This is a genomic window from Burkholderia lata, assembly GCF_902499335.1.
Classification (GTDB): Bacteria; Pseudomonadota; Gammaproteobacteria; order Burkholderiales; family Burkholderiaceae; genus Burkholderia; species Burkholderia lata_B.
The window spans coordinates 526,823-542,185 of the sequence record NZ_CABVQK010000001.1 but is presented as its reverse complement, the minus strand read 5'-3'; the positions used below and the strand labels follow the sequence as shown (position 1 = coordinate 542,185).

Genomic DNA, 15,363 nt, shown 5'->3' with positions numbered 1-15,363 from the left:
ACGGACGCATCGTGATGGCTTCCTGGCTCGACTACACGCTCAACGGCCTCATCGTCGGCAACATCTACGCGCTGCTCGCGGTCGGGCTCGCGCTGATCTTCGGCGTGTCGCACCTGATCAACTTCGCGCACGGCTCGGTCTACATGGTCGGTGCGTTCATCGGCTGGCTGTGCCTGACGCGCTTCGGGCTGCCGCTGCCGGTCGCGCTCGCGGCGGTCGTCGTCGGCTGCGGCGCGCTCGGCGTCGCGATCGAGCGGATCGGGCTGCGGCCGCTGCGTCACGCGGCACGCATCGCGCCGCTGCTCGCGACGATCGGCATCAGCTTCATCCTCGACCAGCTCGTGCAGCTCGCATTCGGCGCGGACCCGCGCGCGGTGCCGACGCCGCTGCCCAACTGGCACCTGCGGATCGCCGGTGCGACGCTCGGCTCGCTCGACCTGCTGATCGCGGGCATCGGCATCGCGGCGGCCGCGCTGCTGTACGGCTTCCTGCGCTTCACGCGGCTCGGCTGGGCCGTGCGCGCGACCGCGCAGGATCGCGATGCGGCGCTGCAGATGGGCGTCGACGTCGACCGCGTGAACCAGACCGTGTTCGCGATCGCGTGCGCGCTCGGCGGCGTGAGCGGGCTGCTGGTCGGCATGTACTACAACAGCATCGATCCGGCGATGGGCTTCCAGGCCACGCTGAAGGGTGTGGTTGCGCTGCTGATCGGCGGGCTCGGCAACGTGCCGGGCGCGATCGCGGGCAGCCTGCTGCTCGGTCTCGTCGAAAGCTACGGCGTCGCGCTGTTCGGCACCAGCTATCGCGACCTGTTCGCGTTCGGGCTGCTGATCGTGTTCCTCGTATGGCGGCCGAACGGGCTGTTCAGCGCGAACCGCGCGCTGCCGCCGGAGCCGATGACGGGCACCTTCCTCGCGGCCGCGAAGGCCGTACGCGTGCCGCGCCCGGTACTCGTCGTGCTGGTCGCGCTGGCGGCCGTGCTGCCGTGGCTCGGCGCGTCGCCATACGTGTTGCAGACGCTGACCAACGCTTGGCTGTACGGGCTGCTCGCGCTGAGCCTCACGCTGGTGGCGGGCACGGTCGGGCAGATCTCGCTCGGCCACGCGGCGCTGCTCGTGATCGGCGCGTATGCGTCTGCGCTGCTGTCGTCGGATCTCGGCTGGCCACCGGCCGTGACGATCCCGTGCGCGGGCGTCATCACGGCCGTGCTCGGCACGCTGCTCGTCTATCCGGCATTCCGGCTGCGCGGGCACTACGTGTCGATCGCGACGCTCGGCATCGGCGAAGTGGTGAGCCTCGTGATCCTGAACTGGGACGGCCTCACGCGCGGCCCGCTCGGCATCACCGGCATCGCGCCGCTGCCGTGGGCGACGACCGCGCGCGCCGCGTACTGGTTCACGTTCGCGGTGCTCGTCGTGTTCGCGCTCGTGCAGGTGCGGCTGCTGCGTTCGCATCTCGGCCGCACGCTGCGCGCGGTGCGCGAGGACGACGTCGCTGCGCGTGCGCACGGCATCGCGCCGAACCGCTACAAGGCGATCGCATTCGCGGTCGGCGGCGTCGCGGCCGGCGTGAGCGGCGGGATCGCCGCGCACCTGTACAGCTACATCAATCACCAGACCTTCGATTCGCAGGTGTCGATCCTCGCGCTGACGATGGTGATCCTCGGCGGGCTCGGCAACGTGCTCGGCGGCATCGCCGGTGCGATCGCGCTGATCGGGCTGCCCGAGCTGTTCCGCTGGGCGGCCGATTACCGGATGCTGATCTACGGCCTCGTGCTGCTGCTGCTCGTCCGGTTCCGGCCGCAGGGCCTGCTCGGCACGGTGTGAGGAGGAATGCGATGACGACCAATCGACCCTTGCTCGACGTACAGGGCCTGACGCGCCGCTTCGACGGCGTGACCGCGCTCGACGGCGCGAGTCTGACACTCGCCGATGGCGAACTGCTGAGCGTGATCGGGCCGAACGGCGCGGGCAAGTCGACGCTGTTCAACCTGATCGCGGGCGCCGACCGGCCCGATGCCGGCCGCGTGACGTTCGACGGCCTCGACATCACGGGCACGGCGCCCGAGCGGCTCGCGGCGCTCGGCATCGCGCGCACGTTCCAGCACGGCCGCGTGTTCGGCAACCTGAGCGTGCTCGACAACGTGCTGATCGGCGCGCATGCGCGGCTGCGCGCGGCGCGGCCGGGCTGGCCCGCGTTCGGCGCCGCGGCCGAGGTGCTGCGCGCGCTCGTGCGGCCCGCGTCGGTGCGGCGCGAGGAAGCCGCGCTGCGCGAAGATGCGCGCGCGATCGTCGCCGGGTTCGGCGAGCGGCTCACGCCGCGCATCGATCATCCGGCGCACAGCCTGTCGTATGCGAACCGGCGGCGTGTGGAGATCGGCCGCGCGCTCGCGCTGCATCCGCGCCTGCTGTTGCTCGACGAACCGACGGCCGGGATGAACGAGACGGAAACGGCCGAGATGCTGCAGCTGATCCAGTCGCTGAAAACGCGCGGCCTGACCATCCTGCTGATCGAGCACAAGCTCGAACTCGTGATGCGCGTGTCCGACCGCGTGATGGTGCTCGACAACGGCGTGAAGATCGCCGAAGGCGCGCCGCGCGACGTGCGGCACGATCCGCGCGTGATCGAGGCGTACCTCGGCCGCCGCCATGCGGGTGGTGCGCCGGCCGATCGCGCAGCACAGGCGGCCGCATGACCGCACTTTCTTCCGGACCCGACACGACCATGACCGACGCGCTGCTGAAACTCGAACACCTCGACACGTTTTACGGGCCGGTGCAGGTGCATTTCGACGTGAACTTCGAAGTCGGCCGCGGGCAGATCGTCAGCCTGCTCGGCGGCAACGCGAGCGGCAAGTCGACGACGATGAAGCTGATTCTCGGGCTGATGCGGCCGCGCCGCGGCGTCGTGCGCTTCGACGGTGACGACGTGACGGCGCTCGCGACGCCGCAGCGCGTGCGGCGCGGGATCGCGGCCGTACCCGAGGCGCGGCGGCTGTTCGGCGACATGAGCGTGCGCGAGAACCTGCTGATGGGCGCGTACACGCGTGGCGACCGCACGGCGGTGGCGGAAGACTACGAACGCGTGCTCGACCTGTTTCCTCGGGTGCGCGAACGGCTGACGCAGCGCGCGGGCACGCTGTCGGGCGGCGAGCAGCAGATGCTCGCGATGGCGCGGGCGCTGATGGCGCGGCCGAAGCTGATCTGCATGGACGAGCCGACGATGGGGCTGTCGCCGCTTTACGTCGACAAGGTGCTCGAACTGATCGACGCGATCAACCGGCAGGGCGTGACCGTGTTCATGGTCGAGCAGAACGCGAGCCTCGCGCTGGAGATCGCGCATTACGGGTACGTGCTGCAGACGGGGCGCGTCGTGCTCGAGGGGCCCGCGAAGGCGCTGCTCGACGACGAGCGGGTGCGCGATGCGTATCTCGGCGGAGAAGCGGTGGCGGCGTAGCGGGCGTGGCAAAAAACTGCGATGCACTCCGGATTGTCAGGTAGATTGGCGCTCAGTCGCCATTACCGCCACCGGGAGCGCCGCGCCATGTTGACCTATTCCGTTCAGAAAGTCGGCTACCAATTCGATCAACTGGATTCTCAGGGTGCGACGGATTACCCGTCGTTCACGCAAGCGTTCGATGCGTTCCCGTGGGCAGCGCAGCATGCCGAATGGGACGACACGCAGGAAGGCCCGCTGCCGGCTCTCGTGCTGCAGCATGCCGACGATCAGCGGGAATTGTGGGTGACCGCGCTGAGCGACGCGCATGCGGACGGCTTCCAGCTGAATGCCGTCTCGATGCGGATGAAGAAGGGCCTTTTCGGAATCGGCAAGGGAAAGCTGGAGCAGCATGTCGATACGATCGACGTCGACACGCGCGCGGACGTCGACACGTTGTGCCGGCTGTTCTGCGATCGTCAATACGACGAGCTGGACCGGGTGGTTGCGCGGCACGTGGAGCGCAACCGCTTCGATGACGACAGCGACGATTGAGCGCCTGTCGCGCATGAGCCGACGCGCACCGGTCGGCTCATGCCCTTTCTGCGCCGATCCCCGCCGCGCGCGGAAACGTCAGCACTACCGCAAACCCGCCCGCATCGGGAAACGCGAACCCGACGCGCCCGCCGTGCGCCTTCATCACTTCCTGCACGATCGCGAGCCCGAGGCCTGACCCCGTGCGCCGCTCGCTGCCGTCCGGTGCGATCCGCACGAACGGTTGCAGCGCGGCGTCCCAGTGCTCACGCGGAATCCCGCGGCCGTTGTCGGTGACGGTCAGCGTCACCGCATCGTCGCCGTTGCCCTGCGTCGCGACCGACACGACGATGTCGTCCGCATGACCGTGCAGCAGCGCGTTGTGCAGCACGTTCGACAGCGCTTCCTGCAGGCTGATCGCATCGCCGTCGATCCACGCGAGCGGCGCGTCGCTCGCGAACGCGACGGCGACATCGCGCTCGCCAGCGAGCGGAATCGTGCGGCCGAGTACGTCCTTCGCGAGCGCGACGAGTTCGACGGGTTGCAGCGGCACGGCCTCGGTGCGGTGAATCACCATCGCATGATTGAGCAGCTGCCCGGTGAGCCGACCGACGTCCGAGCAGGTCGCGCGCAGCGCGTCGAGTCGTGCCGCGTGGCGCGCGGGATCGGCTTCGCCGTCGAGCAGCTCGATCTGCGCGTCGAGTCGCGCGAGCGGCGTGCGCATCTGGTGCGCGGCGTCGGCAATGAAGCGCTGCATTGCGTTGATCCGCTCGGCGAGGCGGCGCATCAGCCCGTTGATCGACCCGATGATCGCGTCGATCTCGCTCGGCGTATCGACGGCCACCGGCCGCAGGTCGGCCGGGTCGCGTGCGGCGATGATCGTGCCGATCTGCGCGAGCGGGCGCAGCCCGCGCCGGATCGCGAGGCCGCTCGCGCCGATCGCGAGCACGCTCATCAGCAGGATCAGCGTCCACACCTTGAAACTCATGTCGTTCGTGAGCTGCTGGCGCGCGTTGGTGGTTTGCGCGACCGTCACGAGCGCCCAGCCCGGCGTGCTTTCCTCGGGCATGTAGCGCGCGATGGTCGCGGTGCGGATCCGGTGGCCCTGGTACATGCCGTTCGCGAACGCGGGGCCCTGTTTCGCGGCGGCGAGCGTCGCAGGGCTCGCGAGATCGTTGTAGCCGGCCACGACGATGCCGCGCGAATCGACGACCTTGTAGTAGACGAGGTCGTAGCGCGACAGCGTCGACAGCGCGGCCACCGGCGGATTCAGTGCGAGCACGCCGCCCTGCACGTAGAGGTTTTCCGCGACCTGGATCGAGGCGCCGGCCAGCAACTGGTCGTAGGCGCGTTCGGCCGCGACGCCCGCGTAGTAGCGCGCGATCGCCGCGAGCGCGAGCGCGCCGGTCGCGACGACGAGCGCGATGAACAGCAGCGTGCGCCCGAACAGCGTCTTCGGGAACCAGTCAGTGCGCGGCAATCTGATACCCCATCCCGCGCGCGGTACGGATCTCGACCGAGCTGCCCTGCAGCTTCTTGCGCACGCGTGTCACGTACTGCTCGACCGCGTTCGCGGTCGGCTCGTTGCCGAAGCTGAACAGCTGGTTCAGCAGTTCGTCCTTCGAGAAGATGCGCTGCGGCCGGCTCGCGAGGATTTCGAGCAGCGCGAATTCCTGGCGCGACAGCGACAGCGGCTGGCCGTCGAGTTCCGCGAGGCGGCTGCTGCGGTCGATCACGAGGCCGCCGAGCGTCAGCACGTCGTTCGCGTGGCCGCTGTTGCGGCGCAGGAGCGCCTGCACGCGCGCATCGAGCTCGCGGTAGTCGAACGGCTTCACCAGGTAGTCGTCGGCGCCCAGGCCGAGGCCGCTCACGCGGTCGTCGATCGCCGAGCGCGCGGTGACGAGCAGCACGGGCGTCGTGCTGCCCGATGCGCGCAGGTGGCGCAGCACCGTGAAGCCGTCCATGCCGGGCAGGTTCGCATCGAGCACGACGAGGTCGAAGCGCTCGACGCGCAACAGCCCGTTCGCGGTCGCGCCGTCGGTTTCGAGATCGGCGGCATGGCCGAGCCGCGTGAGGCGGCTGCGGATCGCCGCGCCGATTTCGGCATCGTCCTCCACGACGAGAATGCGCATGGTGCCGTTTCGCAGGTGGGTGGGTTAGGGGTTTTCCCGGGGCCGGGATGTCAGCATTTTCTCAGACTCGGTCGATAACCTGTGTCGAGCCGGAAGTTGCAAGGACGGCCATTAATACCAGAACCACAGGAGACGGCAACATGCAGCAGCAAACGGGCGCGACGAACGCGCGGCGCAGCGCGCCGCCGGCCTGCGCTCGCCGGTGCGGCGAAGCGGGCCGCGGCCGCGTGGGGGGCGATGCAATGGCGTTCGCGGCTCATCCCGCACGTGCCGGGAAGGCCGGCGCATGACGACGTCGCCGCGCCGCCGCGCATTGATCGCCGCCGGGCTCGGCGTGCTGGCCGCGCCGTCGCTCGTGCGCGCGAAGCCGCGCACGGTGCGGATTTCCAAAGGCTATGGCGTGCTGTACCTGCCGCTGCTCGTGATGGAGAAGCAGCGGCTGTTCGAGCGGCACGCGGCGCGCCACGGTGTGCGCGACGTGGCGGTCGACTGGGTGCTGCTCGACGGCGGCAATTCCGTCAACGACGCGATGATGGCCGGCACGCTCGATTTCGCGGGTGCCGGCGCACCGGGTTTCATCGAGCTGTGGGCACGGGCGCGCGGCATTCCGAATGTCGAGGTGATCGGCATCAGCGGGCTGTCGACCACGTCGCTGTCGCTGAACGCGAACCGGCCGGGCCTCGTGTCGCTGCGCGATTTCACGCCGTCCGACCGGATCGCGGTACCGGGTATCCGCACGTCGCTGTCGGCGGTGGTGCTGCAGATGGTCGCGAGCCGGCAGCTCGGGCCGAAGCATTTCGCGCAGCTCGATTCGATCACCGTGAACCTGCCGCATCCGCAGGCGATGCAGGCACTGATTCGCCGCGAGAACGGTGTTACCGCGCACTTCACGTCACCGCCGTTCTCGACGCTCGAATTGCGGCAGCCGGGCATTCACCGCATCGTGAATTCGGTCGACGTGCTCGGCCCGATGACGCTCGACGTCGTGTTCGCGCCGAAGCGGCTCGTCGATACGGAACTCGCGCTGGCCATCGCGTTTCTCGGCGCGCTCGACGAAGCGAACCGCCTGATCGCGCAGGATCCGCGCGCGGCGGCGGCGCTCTATGCGGCCTCGTCGGGCGTCGGCGTGTCGCACGACGACGTGATGCGGATGCTCGCCGCACCCGACACGCGCTTCTCGGTGCTGCCGAACCAGCTGATGGACTACGTCGAATTCCTGTACCTGGCCGGCACGATCAAGGCGAAGCCGCGTGCGTGGCACGAGATGTTCGCGCCGATGCTCGACGCCTACCGGTCGGGCTGATACCGCCGCGCCCTTTCAACGAAACATCCCGCGCCCGTGCGTTCGTCGCGCGGCGCCGATTCAACCGATATGCAACCGCTATGCAACCGATTCACGCAAGGAGCCTGAAGTGAACGCTACCGATACCCTGGACCCCGCGTCCGCCGAAGAACAGCGCATCATGTCGAAGATGGCGCGGCGCCTGCTGCCCATCCTCGTCGTGATGTTCCTGATCGCGTTCATCGACCGGCAGAACGTCGGCTTCGCGAAGCTGCAGATGGTGCACAGCCTCGGGATGACGGAAGCCGCGTTCGGGCTCGCGTCGTCGCTGTTCTTCATCGGCTACCTGCTGTTCGAGGTGCCGAGCACGCTCGCGCTGCATCGCTACGGCGCGCGCGTATGGCTCGCGCGGATCATGCTGACGTGGGGGCTCATCACCGTGCTGATGGGCTTCACGACGTCGATGCCCGCATTCTGCGCGCTGCGCTTCGTGCTCGGCATCGCCGAGGCCGGCTTCTATCCCGGCGTGATCTATTACCTGACGCTGTGGTTTCCGCAGAGCTATCGCGCGAAGGTGCTCGGCATCTTCACGCTCGGCAGCGCGCTCGCGAACATGCTCGGCTCGCTGGTCGGCGGCGTGCTGCTGAGCCTGAACGGCGTGTGGGGGCTCGCGGGCTGGCAGTGGGTGTTCGTGGCGACGGGCATCCCGGCGGTGATCGTCGCGGTCGTCGTGTTCCGGGTGCTGCCCGCATCGGTGCGCGACGCACGTTTCCTCGACGACCGCGAGAAGCAGATCGTCGAGGCCGCGCTCGAACGCGAGAAGCCCGCGCAGGCCGAGCACGGCCAACCGTGGAAGGCGCTGCTCGATCCGCGCGTGATGCTGTTCGCGGCAACCTACATGCTGATGTCGACGTCGCTGTACGGCGTCACGTACTGGCTGCCGACGCTCGTGAAGTCGTTCGGCGTGTCGAGCACGACGAACGGCTTCCTGAGCATGCTGCCGTGGGCGCTCGCGGTGCTGCTGCTGGTGTGGCTGCCGGGGAAGCTGCGCCGCGCGAAGAGCATCCTGCGCACGATCGCGATCGTCGCGGCGCTTGGCGCGCTCGGCTTCCTGCTGAGCCTCGTGCTGCCGTCGACGCCGCTGCGTTTCATCGCGCTCGTGTTGGGCGGCGCATGCATCCCGCTGCTGTATCCGTGCTTCTGGTCGATGCCGCCGCGCTACTTCACCGGTGCGCGGGCGGCGGCGAGCGTCGCGGCGATCAACTCGATCGGCAACCTCGGCGGCTTCTTCAGCCAGAACCTGATGCCGTTTGCCGGCAAGGTGACGGGCACCGCGTTCGGGCCGATGATCGTGCCGATCGTGTGTCTCGCGCTGCTCGGGATCGGCGCGCTGGTCGCGTGGACGCGGTCGGAGCGGGGGATGGTGGCGGCGCGGGCGTGACGGCGGGCGGCGTTACCGCTTCATCAACCGGTTCCCGACGAACGAGAAGTTGGCCGTTGCGTGCGTGTTCGACAGCAGGTACTTGAGCGCGTGGAGGTCGGGAGCGGTCGTCGTGAAGCGGTTGTCGCCGTCGAAGATGAAGTCCCACGTGACGATGCCGCGGCTGGTGCCGGGATCGTCCAGGTGGATCGCCTTCAGCGATGCAAGCGGATACGCGCGCTCGTGCCAGTCGAACAGGTGCCGCACGTAGAGGTGATCCGGTGTGACGATCTCGTAGCGGCGCAGGAAGGGCGTCGCGATGAGCAGGACCACCGTCGTGAAGATCAGCCACGAGCGGGCGCCGCGCCACAGGACGGCCCGCGCCGACGGGCGGCCGCGCACCATGACGCGGTAGCGCGCGCAGGCGGGCTGCACGATGAGCGCGGTGCCGAACCACCAGGCGATCGCGATGAACCCGAGCGGCACGTTCATGAACGGCACCGAAAACGCGCCGACGAAGCTCGTCGGAAAATCCAGGAGCCGTGCGGTCGACACGAACCCGAGACCGATGTAGCTGCCGGCCGGATGCGGGATGAACACGGCCGTCGTCAGTGCCTGCAGCGCGAGCAGGACGGGCCAGCACAGCAGCGATACGGCGAGCCAGCCGGCCAGGGCGGCGAGAAAGAAGAGTGGATAGCTCAGGATGGATTTCATCGTGGTGGAAGCGCGAGGTTCGGACTGCCGACGCATCGGTGCGAGAGCAAGGCGGGACGGTGGCAAATTGTAGCGTTGTGCGGAAGCGGGTCAGGCGGGCAATGTTGCCTTGGGCCGCCTGGCGGCCGAGCAGGACCATGCAGCGCATGCGTCGCGGTCAGCAGACTGACACTTTGGGAATCCCTGCCGATGCGCTACCGTTCGTCGCAGGTGTGGCGTATGGAGCGGACAATGAAAACGATGACGATGAAAATGTTGCGCGATGGAATGTCGCGCCGACGCATGCAGTGCGAGTTTGTCGCACGTGGCCTGGCATCGCGCGACGAGGCGTGTCGGACTGGCGAATACATCGATGCCGCCCACGTCCATGCAGATCTTGAACGCATGCTGGATGTGGCACGTTCGACGAAGGCTGTCGATTAAATCGTAGGATCAGACTCGTACTTCGCCGGGTAGGCAGCGATTGCGGTTGCTCGACACCCACCCGCACCACCGTCTTCGCCGGGTGCCTACCCGCGCGAACCCCCATCCCCGCCATGCACGACCGTCACCTTCGCAGGCGACAGCGGAATCTCCACCTCGACCGTCGTCCCCTCGCCGAGCGTCGTCGTGATCCGCAGCGTGCCGCCGACGAGATACGCGCGCTCACGTAACCCGACCAGCCCGAACGATCCCGACTTGCGCGGCACGCCGGGATCGAAACCCGTGCCGTCGTCGCGAATCGTCAGCTCGATCGCATGGTTCGCATGCACCAGTTCGACGTTCGCATGCGACGCGGCCGCGTGCCGCGCAACGTTCGCGAGCGCTTCCTGCGCGATGCGGAACACCGCCGTCGCATACGGCTCGTCGAGCTGCAGCTCGGGCGGGTCGACATGCAGCGCGCATTCGATGCCGTGACGGTGCCGGAAATCCTCCACGAGCCATTGCATGGCCGCGGCGAAGCCGAGATCGTCGAGCATCAGCGGGCGCAGGTCCGACGCGATGCGGCGCGTCGCGGCCACCGCGCCGCGCGCCAGCGCGTGCATTGCCGCGATCTTGCGCGCCAGCTGCGCATCGTCCTGCGGCACGCGGTCGATCAGCCATTCGAGATCGTTCTTCAGCGTCGCGAGCGTCTGCGCGAGTTCGTCGTGCAGCTCGCGCGCGATGCGGCGTTGCTCGGCCTCGCGTGCGCTCGCGCTGATCGCGGCGATCTCGCGCAGCTCCTCGCGCGATGCCTGCAGCGCCCGCTCCGCGCGCACGCGGTCCTCGACTTCGCGTCGCAGGTCGCGGTTCGACGCGCTCAGTTGCGCGGTGCGCGCGGCGACGCGCTGTTCGAGCCGTTCGTTCGCGTCGTTCAGCTGCGCGCTCTTCTGCACGACGAGCAGATGCTGGTAGCGCGCGCCGGCCAGCGCGCGCACCGTCTGCGCATGCAGCCGGCCGTTCTCGAACAGCATCGCGAACAGCACGACGCCGGACGCGACGAGGCCGTACGCGCGCCCCGCGTAGAAGCCGAGGTCGTAGCGCCCGTGATTCAGCATCGACGACAGCGCGATGTCGAACAGCCACGCGACGAGCACCGTCATCACCCACAGGTCGAGCACGGAATGGCGCCGCCGCCGTTGCCACATCAGCATCAGCGCCACGAGGTTCAGCCCCCAGACGATCGTGATCGCGTTCGTCATCGTCGCGGCCATCCGGTTGCCGTTCATGATGCGCGGCAGGTGGTCGTGGCCGGCCGTCGCGAGCAGCGCGAGCGCGGCTGTCGCGCCGACCGCGGCCGCGATGCACAGCACTATGGGAATCGCCGCGCGGCGCTGCGGGGCCGGGATCGGGCCCGCCGCACGCGATGTCGCGCGCAGCAGCGCGTACGCGGCGACCGCCAGCGGAAAGCCGCCGTGCCAGAACAGGTACAGCCAGGCGGTGGTCTGGTCGCCGGCGCCGAGCAGGCCGGTCGGCGCGAACAGCCCCGGAAAGGTCAGCATGTGGGTGCCGGCCATGAAGCCCGTGAACAGGTAGCCGCCCGCGAGCACGAGCAGCGGCTTCTGGCGCAGGATCGCGTACTGGCCGAGCAGGAGGCCGGCCGTCACCATGTCGTTGACGACGATCGCCGATTGGTACACGGGGATGAACGCCCAGCCCGGCGCAAGCGGCCTGCCCGCGAACGGCGCAAGCGCGGTGAAGATCACGGCGGAGATGAGCACGGTCGCGAGCGCGAGCCGCCGTTCGCGCCGGCCGGGCGGCAGCGACGACATGAACAGGCGCGACGCGTCCGGGTCGTCGTCGTCCGGGGGCGAGGGCGGGAAGCGGAAGGCGGCGGTCATGCGTCGCCGCCGGGGTCGAGGTCGTGGCGCACCGCGTAGCGGACCAGCGCGGCTTCGTGCGGCAGTTCCATCTTCTCGAGGATCCGTGTCTTGTATGTGCTGACCGTCTTCGCGCTCAGCGCGAGTTCGGTCGCGATCTGCGTGACGGTCTGGCCCGCGACGATGCGGCGCATCACGTCGAGTTCGCGCGCGGACAGCCGTTCGTGCGGCAGCGCGGCGGCCGGCGCGCGCAGCGTCAGCGCGAGGCTTTCGGCCGCCGACGGGCTCACGTAGACGCCGCCCGCCGCGACCTTGCCGACGGCCTCCACGAGCTCGGCGGTCGCGCTGTCCTTCGTCAGGTAGCCGGTCGCGCCGGCCTTGAACGCGCGTGCCGCGTACTGCGCCTCCGCATGCATCGTCAGCACGAGCGTGCGCAGCGACGGTGCGTGGCGCTTCACCAGCCGGATCAGCTCGATGCCGGTCGGCGCGGGCATCGACAGGTCGAGCAGCAGCACGTCGGCGGCGCCGCGCTCGACGAGCGCGAGCGTGGCCGAGCCGTCGCTCGCCTCGCCGACGATTTCGAAACCGCCGGCCGTTTCCAGGATGTACCGCAGTCCGTCCCGCATGACTGCGTGATCGTCAGCCAGAATTACCCTGATCATCTAGCGATCCTCTTCGGGATGACGCCGCGCACTGCTGTCCGGTGGTCGCCGCGGCTGTTCTTCTGACCAATATATTCCGCCGAATCCGAAAACGGTACACATCCGGGAAATTTTCGAGATAGCCGATCGCGGAATGTGCACTGAAACGAAATAATCGCGGGGAAAAGGTACGCGGCGGAGCGGGTGCAAATCAGGGTATTCCCTGATGACTGCGGTGGCCGGAACGGGATGGCGCCGCGCGTCGCGAACCGTTCCGCGAACCGTCCCGATTCGGGACTAAACTGGTGCCCGATGCCACGCCACCGCCCGAGGAGCCCCGCGATGATCGATCTTGCCGATATCCTGCCGTCCGCACTGCCCGCCGCCGTTGCATGGGCCGAAGCGGAGGCGGCGCGCGGGATCGCGCAGGGGGCGCCGCTGACGCCCGCGCAAGCCGACGACGCGCGCACGGTCGGTGTCGCGCAGCCGGAGCGGATCCGCGTGGTGATCGTCGACCGCATGCCGTTTCCCGAGGTGCCGTCGCTCGCCGCGATCGCCCGCGACACGGGCCTCCTGTCGCCGGGGACGATCGGGCTCACGCTCGGTCATGCGGTGTACGTGCTGCGCGGCCAGGACACCCGCCGCCTGCTGACCCACGAATTCCGCCACGTGCATCAGTACGAGGCCGCCGGATCGATCGGCGCGTTTCTCACGCGCTATCTGCAGGAGATCGCGACGGTCGGGTACCACGACGCGCCGCTCGAGGCCGACGCGCGGCAGCACGAGTTCGATTGATTCGCCACGCCGGCGCGATCGCGCGCAGTTCCCGATGAACGTTCCCCCTGCCATCGCCGGCCCGGCGTCCGCACGCCGCGGTGTCCCGCCGTGGAGCGGGCCATGAGCGACACGATCCACGCGTGGATCGGCGCGATCGGCGCGCATCCGCTGCTCGTGCTCGCGATCGTGTTCGTGACGGCCTGTGCCGAGGCGATCGCGCTGATCGGCACCGTCGTGCCGGCCGGCGCCGTGATGTTCGCGGCCGGTGCGCTGATCGGCGCGGGCGCGCTCGACGGCTGGACGACGATCGGTGTCGCGGCGGTCGGCGCCGTGATCGGCGACGGGATCAGCTACGAACTCGGGCGGCACTACCGCGGGGTGATCCGCAACGTGTGGGCGCGCTTCGGTTATGCGGCCGCCTACGGGCGCGGCGAGGAGTTCGTGCTGCGTCATGGCATGAAGAGCATCGTGCTCGCGCGCTTTCTTGCGCCGGTGCGTGCGGTCGTGCCGGTGGTCGTCGGCTGCGCGACGCTGCCGCGCCGGTCGTTCTATCCGGTCAACGTCATCTCGGCGCTCATCTGGGCGCCCGTGCACGTCGCGCCGGGCATCCTGTTCGGGGCGTCGGCCGCGCTGGCCGCGGCGATCAGCGTGCGGGTCGCCGTGATCCTGCTGGTCGTCGCGGCGCTGGTCGCGCTCGTGTGGATCGGTGTGCGCGTCGCGTTGCGGCGCGGCTGGCCGCTGTTGCGCCGTGCGCTCGTCGAAGGCGTGCACGCATGCGGGCACCGCTGGCCGCGCTTCGGCGCGCGGCTGCACGACGCGATCGCATACGTGCGTGGCCTGCCGGGCGCGGTGCCCGTGCTCGCGCTGCTGTTCATCGGCTGCGTGTGGCTCTTTGCGGGGATCGTGCAGGATGTCGTCGCGAACGATCCGCTGATGCACGCGGACATCGCGCTGTATGCGTTCCTGCAGAACCTGCGTACGCCACCGGTGGACGCCACGATGCGCGCGCTTGCGGTGCTGCACGGACACGATACGGGGCTGATCGTCGCGGCCGCGTTTCTCGTCTGGCTGTTGATCCATCGCTGCTGGCTGACGTCCGCGTGGTGGCTCGTGACGGTCGGCGTTGCCGTCGTGCTCGTGCCGGTGTTCGGCGCGGGCGTGCCCGGCGCGACGCCCGCGAGCCTGCCGCCCGGTGCGCTGCACGTGCCGCTGCCCGATGCCGAAGCCGCGTTCGCGATTCTCGCGAGCAGCGGCCTCGGCTGGGTGCTGACGCGCGACCGGCCCGCGCGGTGGCGGATCCCGGTCGTGACGGCGGTGGTGCTGTGGATCGTGCTCGGCGGCTTCGCGCGGCTGTATGTCGGCGACACGTGGCTGTCGGGCCTGCTGGGCGGCTGGAGCCTCGGGCTGGCCTGGTTCGCGTTGCTGGCCGGCGCCTATGCGTACTGGCGCGTCCGCGAGCATGTGCAGCCACGGGGCGCGCTCGTCGCAGTGAGCGTGGTGCTCGCGACGGCCGGCGTATGGACGGTTCCCGTGCAATGGCAGCTCGACCGCGCGGCGCGCCCGCATGTCGGCGACGTGGTCGCGATGACCGTCGACCAGTGGCTGCGTGGCGGGTGGCAGCGCGTGCCGGTGCGGCGCACCGAGATCGGCGGCGACCGCGAGGAATATCTGCCGCTGCAGTGGAGCGCGACGTCGGACACGCTCGACCGGCATCTCGCGCAGGCCGGCTGGCAGCGCGCGACGCCGTGGTCGCCGGCCACCGCGCTGCGCTGGCTGTTGCCGCAGGCGCCGGCCGATGCGCTGCCGGTGCTGCCGCGCTACACGCACGGCGAAAGCACGCGCCGCGTGTTCGTGCGCGTCGATCCGGGCCAGCCGGAAAGCCGCCTCGTGCTGCGGCTGTGGCGTTATCCGTACGTGCTGCAGGACGCGCTCGGCATGCGGCCGCTGTGGTACGGCGCGCTGTATCGCGAGACGCTGCACCGGCCGGCGCGGCTGATGACGATCGTGCGCACGACGACGATCGACGATGCGGCGACGATCGCGAAGGCGCTGGCGGTCGAGCCGACGATCGAGCATCCGCCGGCGGGGATGACGGCGGCGCCGGCGGAGATGCTGCTGGTGTGGATGGTTCGGCCGTGAGGGGGCGGTA

The 15,363-nt window shown here is 69.4% G+C and carries 14 protein-coding genes; 9 read left to right on the top strand and 5 right to left on the bottom strand.

Annotation, left to right across the window (positions count from 1 at the left end):
- Nucleotides 1-14: 14 nt before the first annotated feature.
- From BCO18175_RS02525 to BCO18175_RS02510, 4 genes are all read left to right on the top strand, one after another.
- Nucleotides 15-1,826 (top strand): ABC transporter permease, encoded by a 1,812-nt coding sequence (locus BCO18175_RS02525; RefSeq protein ID WP_174979199.1) that lies wholly within the window; start codon nt 15-17, stop codon nt 1,824-1,826.
- 11 nt (nt 1,827-1,837) lie between these two features.
- Nucleotides 1,838-2,695: an ABC transporter ATP-binding protein gene (locus BCO18175_RS02520; protein ID WP_174979198.1), complete on the top strand. Its 858-nt coding sequence runs from the start codon at nt 1,838-1,840 to the stop codon at nt 2,693-2,695.
- Entirely contained in the window at nt 2,692-3,456 is a 765-nt protein-coding gene (locus BCO18175_RS02515) for an ABC transporter ATP-binding protein (RefSeq protein WP_043178306.1), read from the top strand. The genes BCO18175_RS02520 and BCO18175_RS02515 overlap by 4 nt, the downstream gene beginning before the upstream one ends.
- 87 nt (nt 3,457-3,543) lie before the next feature.
- On the top strand, nt 3,544-3,990 hold the full coding sequence (locus tag BCO18175_RS02510) for a hypothetical protein (RefSeq protein WP_174979597.1): 447 nt from the start codon (nt 3,544-3,546) through the stop codon (nt 3,988-3,990).
- Nucleotides 3,991-4,027: 37 nt separating this feature from the next.
- On the opposite strand, the gene BCO18175_RS02505 is transcribed toward BCO18175_RS02510, so the two are convergent.
- Entirely contained in the window at nt 4,028-5,449 is a 1,422-nt protein-coding gene (locus BCO18175_RS02505) for a sensor histidine kinase (RefSeq protein ID WP_174979197.1), read from the bottom strand.
- Nucleotides 5,436-6,101, bottom strand: a complete 666-nt coding sequence (locus tag BCO18175_RS02500) for a response regulator transcription factor (protein ID WP_174968132.1) — start codon at nt 6,099-6,101, stop codon at nt 5,436-5,438. The genes BCO18175_RS02505 and BCO18175_RS02500 overlap by 14 nt, the downstream gene beginning before the upstream one ends.
- A gap of 286 nt (nt 6,102-6,387) precedes the next feature.
- Here BCO18175_RS02500 and BCO18175_RS02495 point away from each other — a divergent pair, with 286 nt between their 5' ends.
- Nucleotides 6,388-7,404 (top strand): ABC transporter substrate-binding protein, encoded by a 1,017-nt coding sequence (locus BCO18175_RS02495; protein WP_174979196.1) that lies wholly within the window; start codon nt 6,388-6,390, stop codon nt 7,402-7,404.
- 109 nt (nt 7,405-7,513) lie between these two features.
- On the top strand, nt 7,514-8,824 hold the full coding sequence (locus BCO18175_RS02490; RefSeq protein WP_174979195.1) for an MFS transporter: 1,311 nt from the start codon (nt 7,514-7,516) through the stop codon (nt 8,822-8,824).
- 12 nt (nt 8,825-8,836) lie between these two features.
- On the opposite strand, the gene BCO18175_RS02485 is transcribed toward BCO18175_RS02490, so the two are convergent.
- Complete coding sequence (locus BCO18175_RS02485) at nt 8,837-9,517, bottom strand: hypothetical protein (protein WP_174979194.1); 681 nt, start codon at nt 9,515-9,517, stop codon at nt 8,837-8,839.
- A 231-nt stretch (nt 9,518-9,748) separates the two neighbouring features.
- On the opposite strand from BCO18175_RS02485, the gene BCO18175_RS02480 reads away from it, so the two are divergent.
- Nucleotides 9,749-9,940: a hypothetical protein gene (locus BCO18175_RS02480; protein ID WP_254607945.1), complete on the top strand. Its 192-nt coding sequence runs from the start codon at nt 9,749-9,751 to the stop codon at nt 9,938-9,940.
- An 86-nt stretch (nt 9,941-10,026) separates the two neighbouring features.
- Here the strand turns inward: BCO18175_RS02480 and BCO18175_RS02475 are convergent, their stop codons facing one another.
- Nucleotides 10,027-11,817, bottom strand: a complete 1,791-nt coding sequence (locus BCO18175_RS02475; protein WP_174979192.1) for a sensor histidine kinase — start codon at nt 11,815-11,817, stop codon at nt 10,027-10,029.
- A complete protein-coding gene (locus tag BCO18175_RS02470; RefSeq protein WP_174918140.1) occupies nt 11,814-12,458 on the bottom strand; it encodes a response regulator in 645 nt (214 codons plus the stop codon). Before BCO18175_RS02470 ends, BCO18175_RS02475 begins: the two co-directional genes overlap by 4 nt.
- A gap of 321 nt (nt 12,459-12,779) precedes the next feature.
- Between BCO18175_RS02470 and BCO18175_RS02465 the strand changes: the two genes are divergently transcribed.
- Both BCO18175_RS02465 and BCO18175_RS02460 read left to right on the top strand, forming a co-directional pair.
- The gene (locus tag BCO18175_RS02465; protein ID WP_174979191.1) at nt 12,780-13,232 is read left to right on the top strand and encodes a hypothetical protein; all 453 of its coding nucleotides are present in this window, start codon (nt 12,780-12,782) and stop codon (nt 13,230-13,232) included.
- 102 nt (nt 13,233-13,334) lie between these two features.
- Nucleotides 13,335-15,353, top strand: a complete 2,019-nt coding sequence (locus BCO18175_RS02460) for a VTT domain-containing protein (RefSeq protein ID WP_174979190.1) — start codon at nt 13,335-13,337, stop codon at nt 15,351-15,353.
- The last annotated feature ends 10 nt before the right edge of the window (nt 15,354-15,363 follow it).

What these genes read in the sequence shown, in the direction of transcription:
- BCO18175_RS02470 (WP_174918140.1), bottom strand. Translation starts at nt 12,458, where the DNA reads ATGATCAGGGTAATTCTGGCTGACGATCACGCAGTCATGCGGGACGGA.
- BCO18175_RS02495 (WP_174979196.1), top strand. Translation starts at nt 6,388, where the DNA reads ATGACGACGTCGCCGCGCCGCCGCGCATTGATCGCCGCCGGGCTCGGC.
- BCO18175_RS02525 (WP_174979199.1), top strand. Translation starts at nt 15, where the DNA reads ATGGCTTCCTGGCTCGACTACACGCTCAACGGCCTCATCGTCGGCAAC.
- BCO18175_RS02510 (WP_174979597.1), top strand. Translation starts at nt 3,544, where the DNA reads ATGTTGACCTATTCCGTTCAGAAAGTCGGCTACCAATTCGATCAACTG.
- BCO18175_RS02460 (WP_174979190.1), top strand. Translation starts at nt 13,335, where the DNA reads ATGAGCGACACGATCCACGCGTGGATCGGCGCGATCGGCGCGCATCCG.
- BCO18175_RS02485 (WP_174979194.1), bottom strand. Translation starts at nt 9,517, where the DNA reads ATGAAATCCATCCTGAGCTATCCACTCTTCTTTCTCGCCGCCCTGGCC.
- BCO18175_RS02475 (WP_174979192.1), bottom strand. Translation starts at nt 11,817, where the DNA reads ATGACCGCCGCCTTCCGCTTCCCGCCCTCGCCCCCGGACGACGACGAC.
- BCO18175_RS02465 (WP_174979191.1), top strand. Translation starts at nt 12,780, where the DNA reads ATGATCGATCTTGCCGATATCCTGCCGTCCGCACTGCCCGCCGCCGTT.
- BCO18175_RS02480 (WP_254607945.1), top strand. Translation starts at nt 9,749, where the DNA reads ATGAAAACGATGACGATGAAAATGTTGCGCGATGGAATGTCGCGCCGA.
- BCO18175_RS02500 (WP_174968132.1), bottom strand. Translation starts at nt 6,101, where the DNA reads ATGCGCATTCTCGTCGTGGAGGACGATGCCGAAATCGGCGCGGCGATC.
- BCO18175_RS02515 (WP_043178306.1), top strand. Translation starts at nt 2,692, where the DNA reads ATGACCGCACTTTCTTCCGGACCCGACACGACCATGACCGACGCGCTG.
- BCO18175_RS02520 (WP_174979198.1), top strand. Translation starts at nt 1,838, where the DNA reads ATGACGACCAATCGACCCTTGCTCGACGTACAGGGCCTGACGCGCCGC.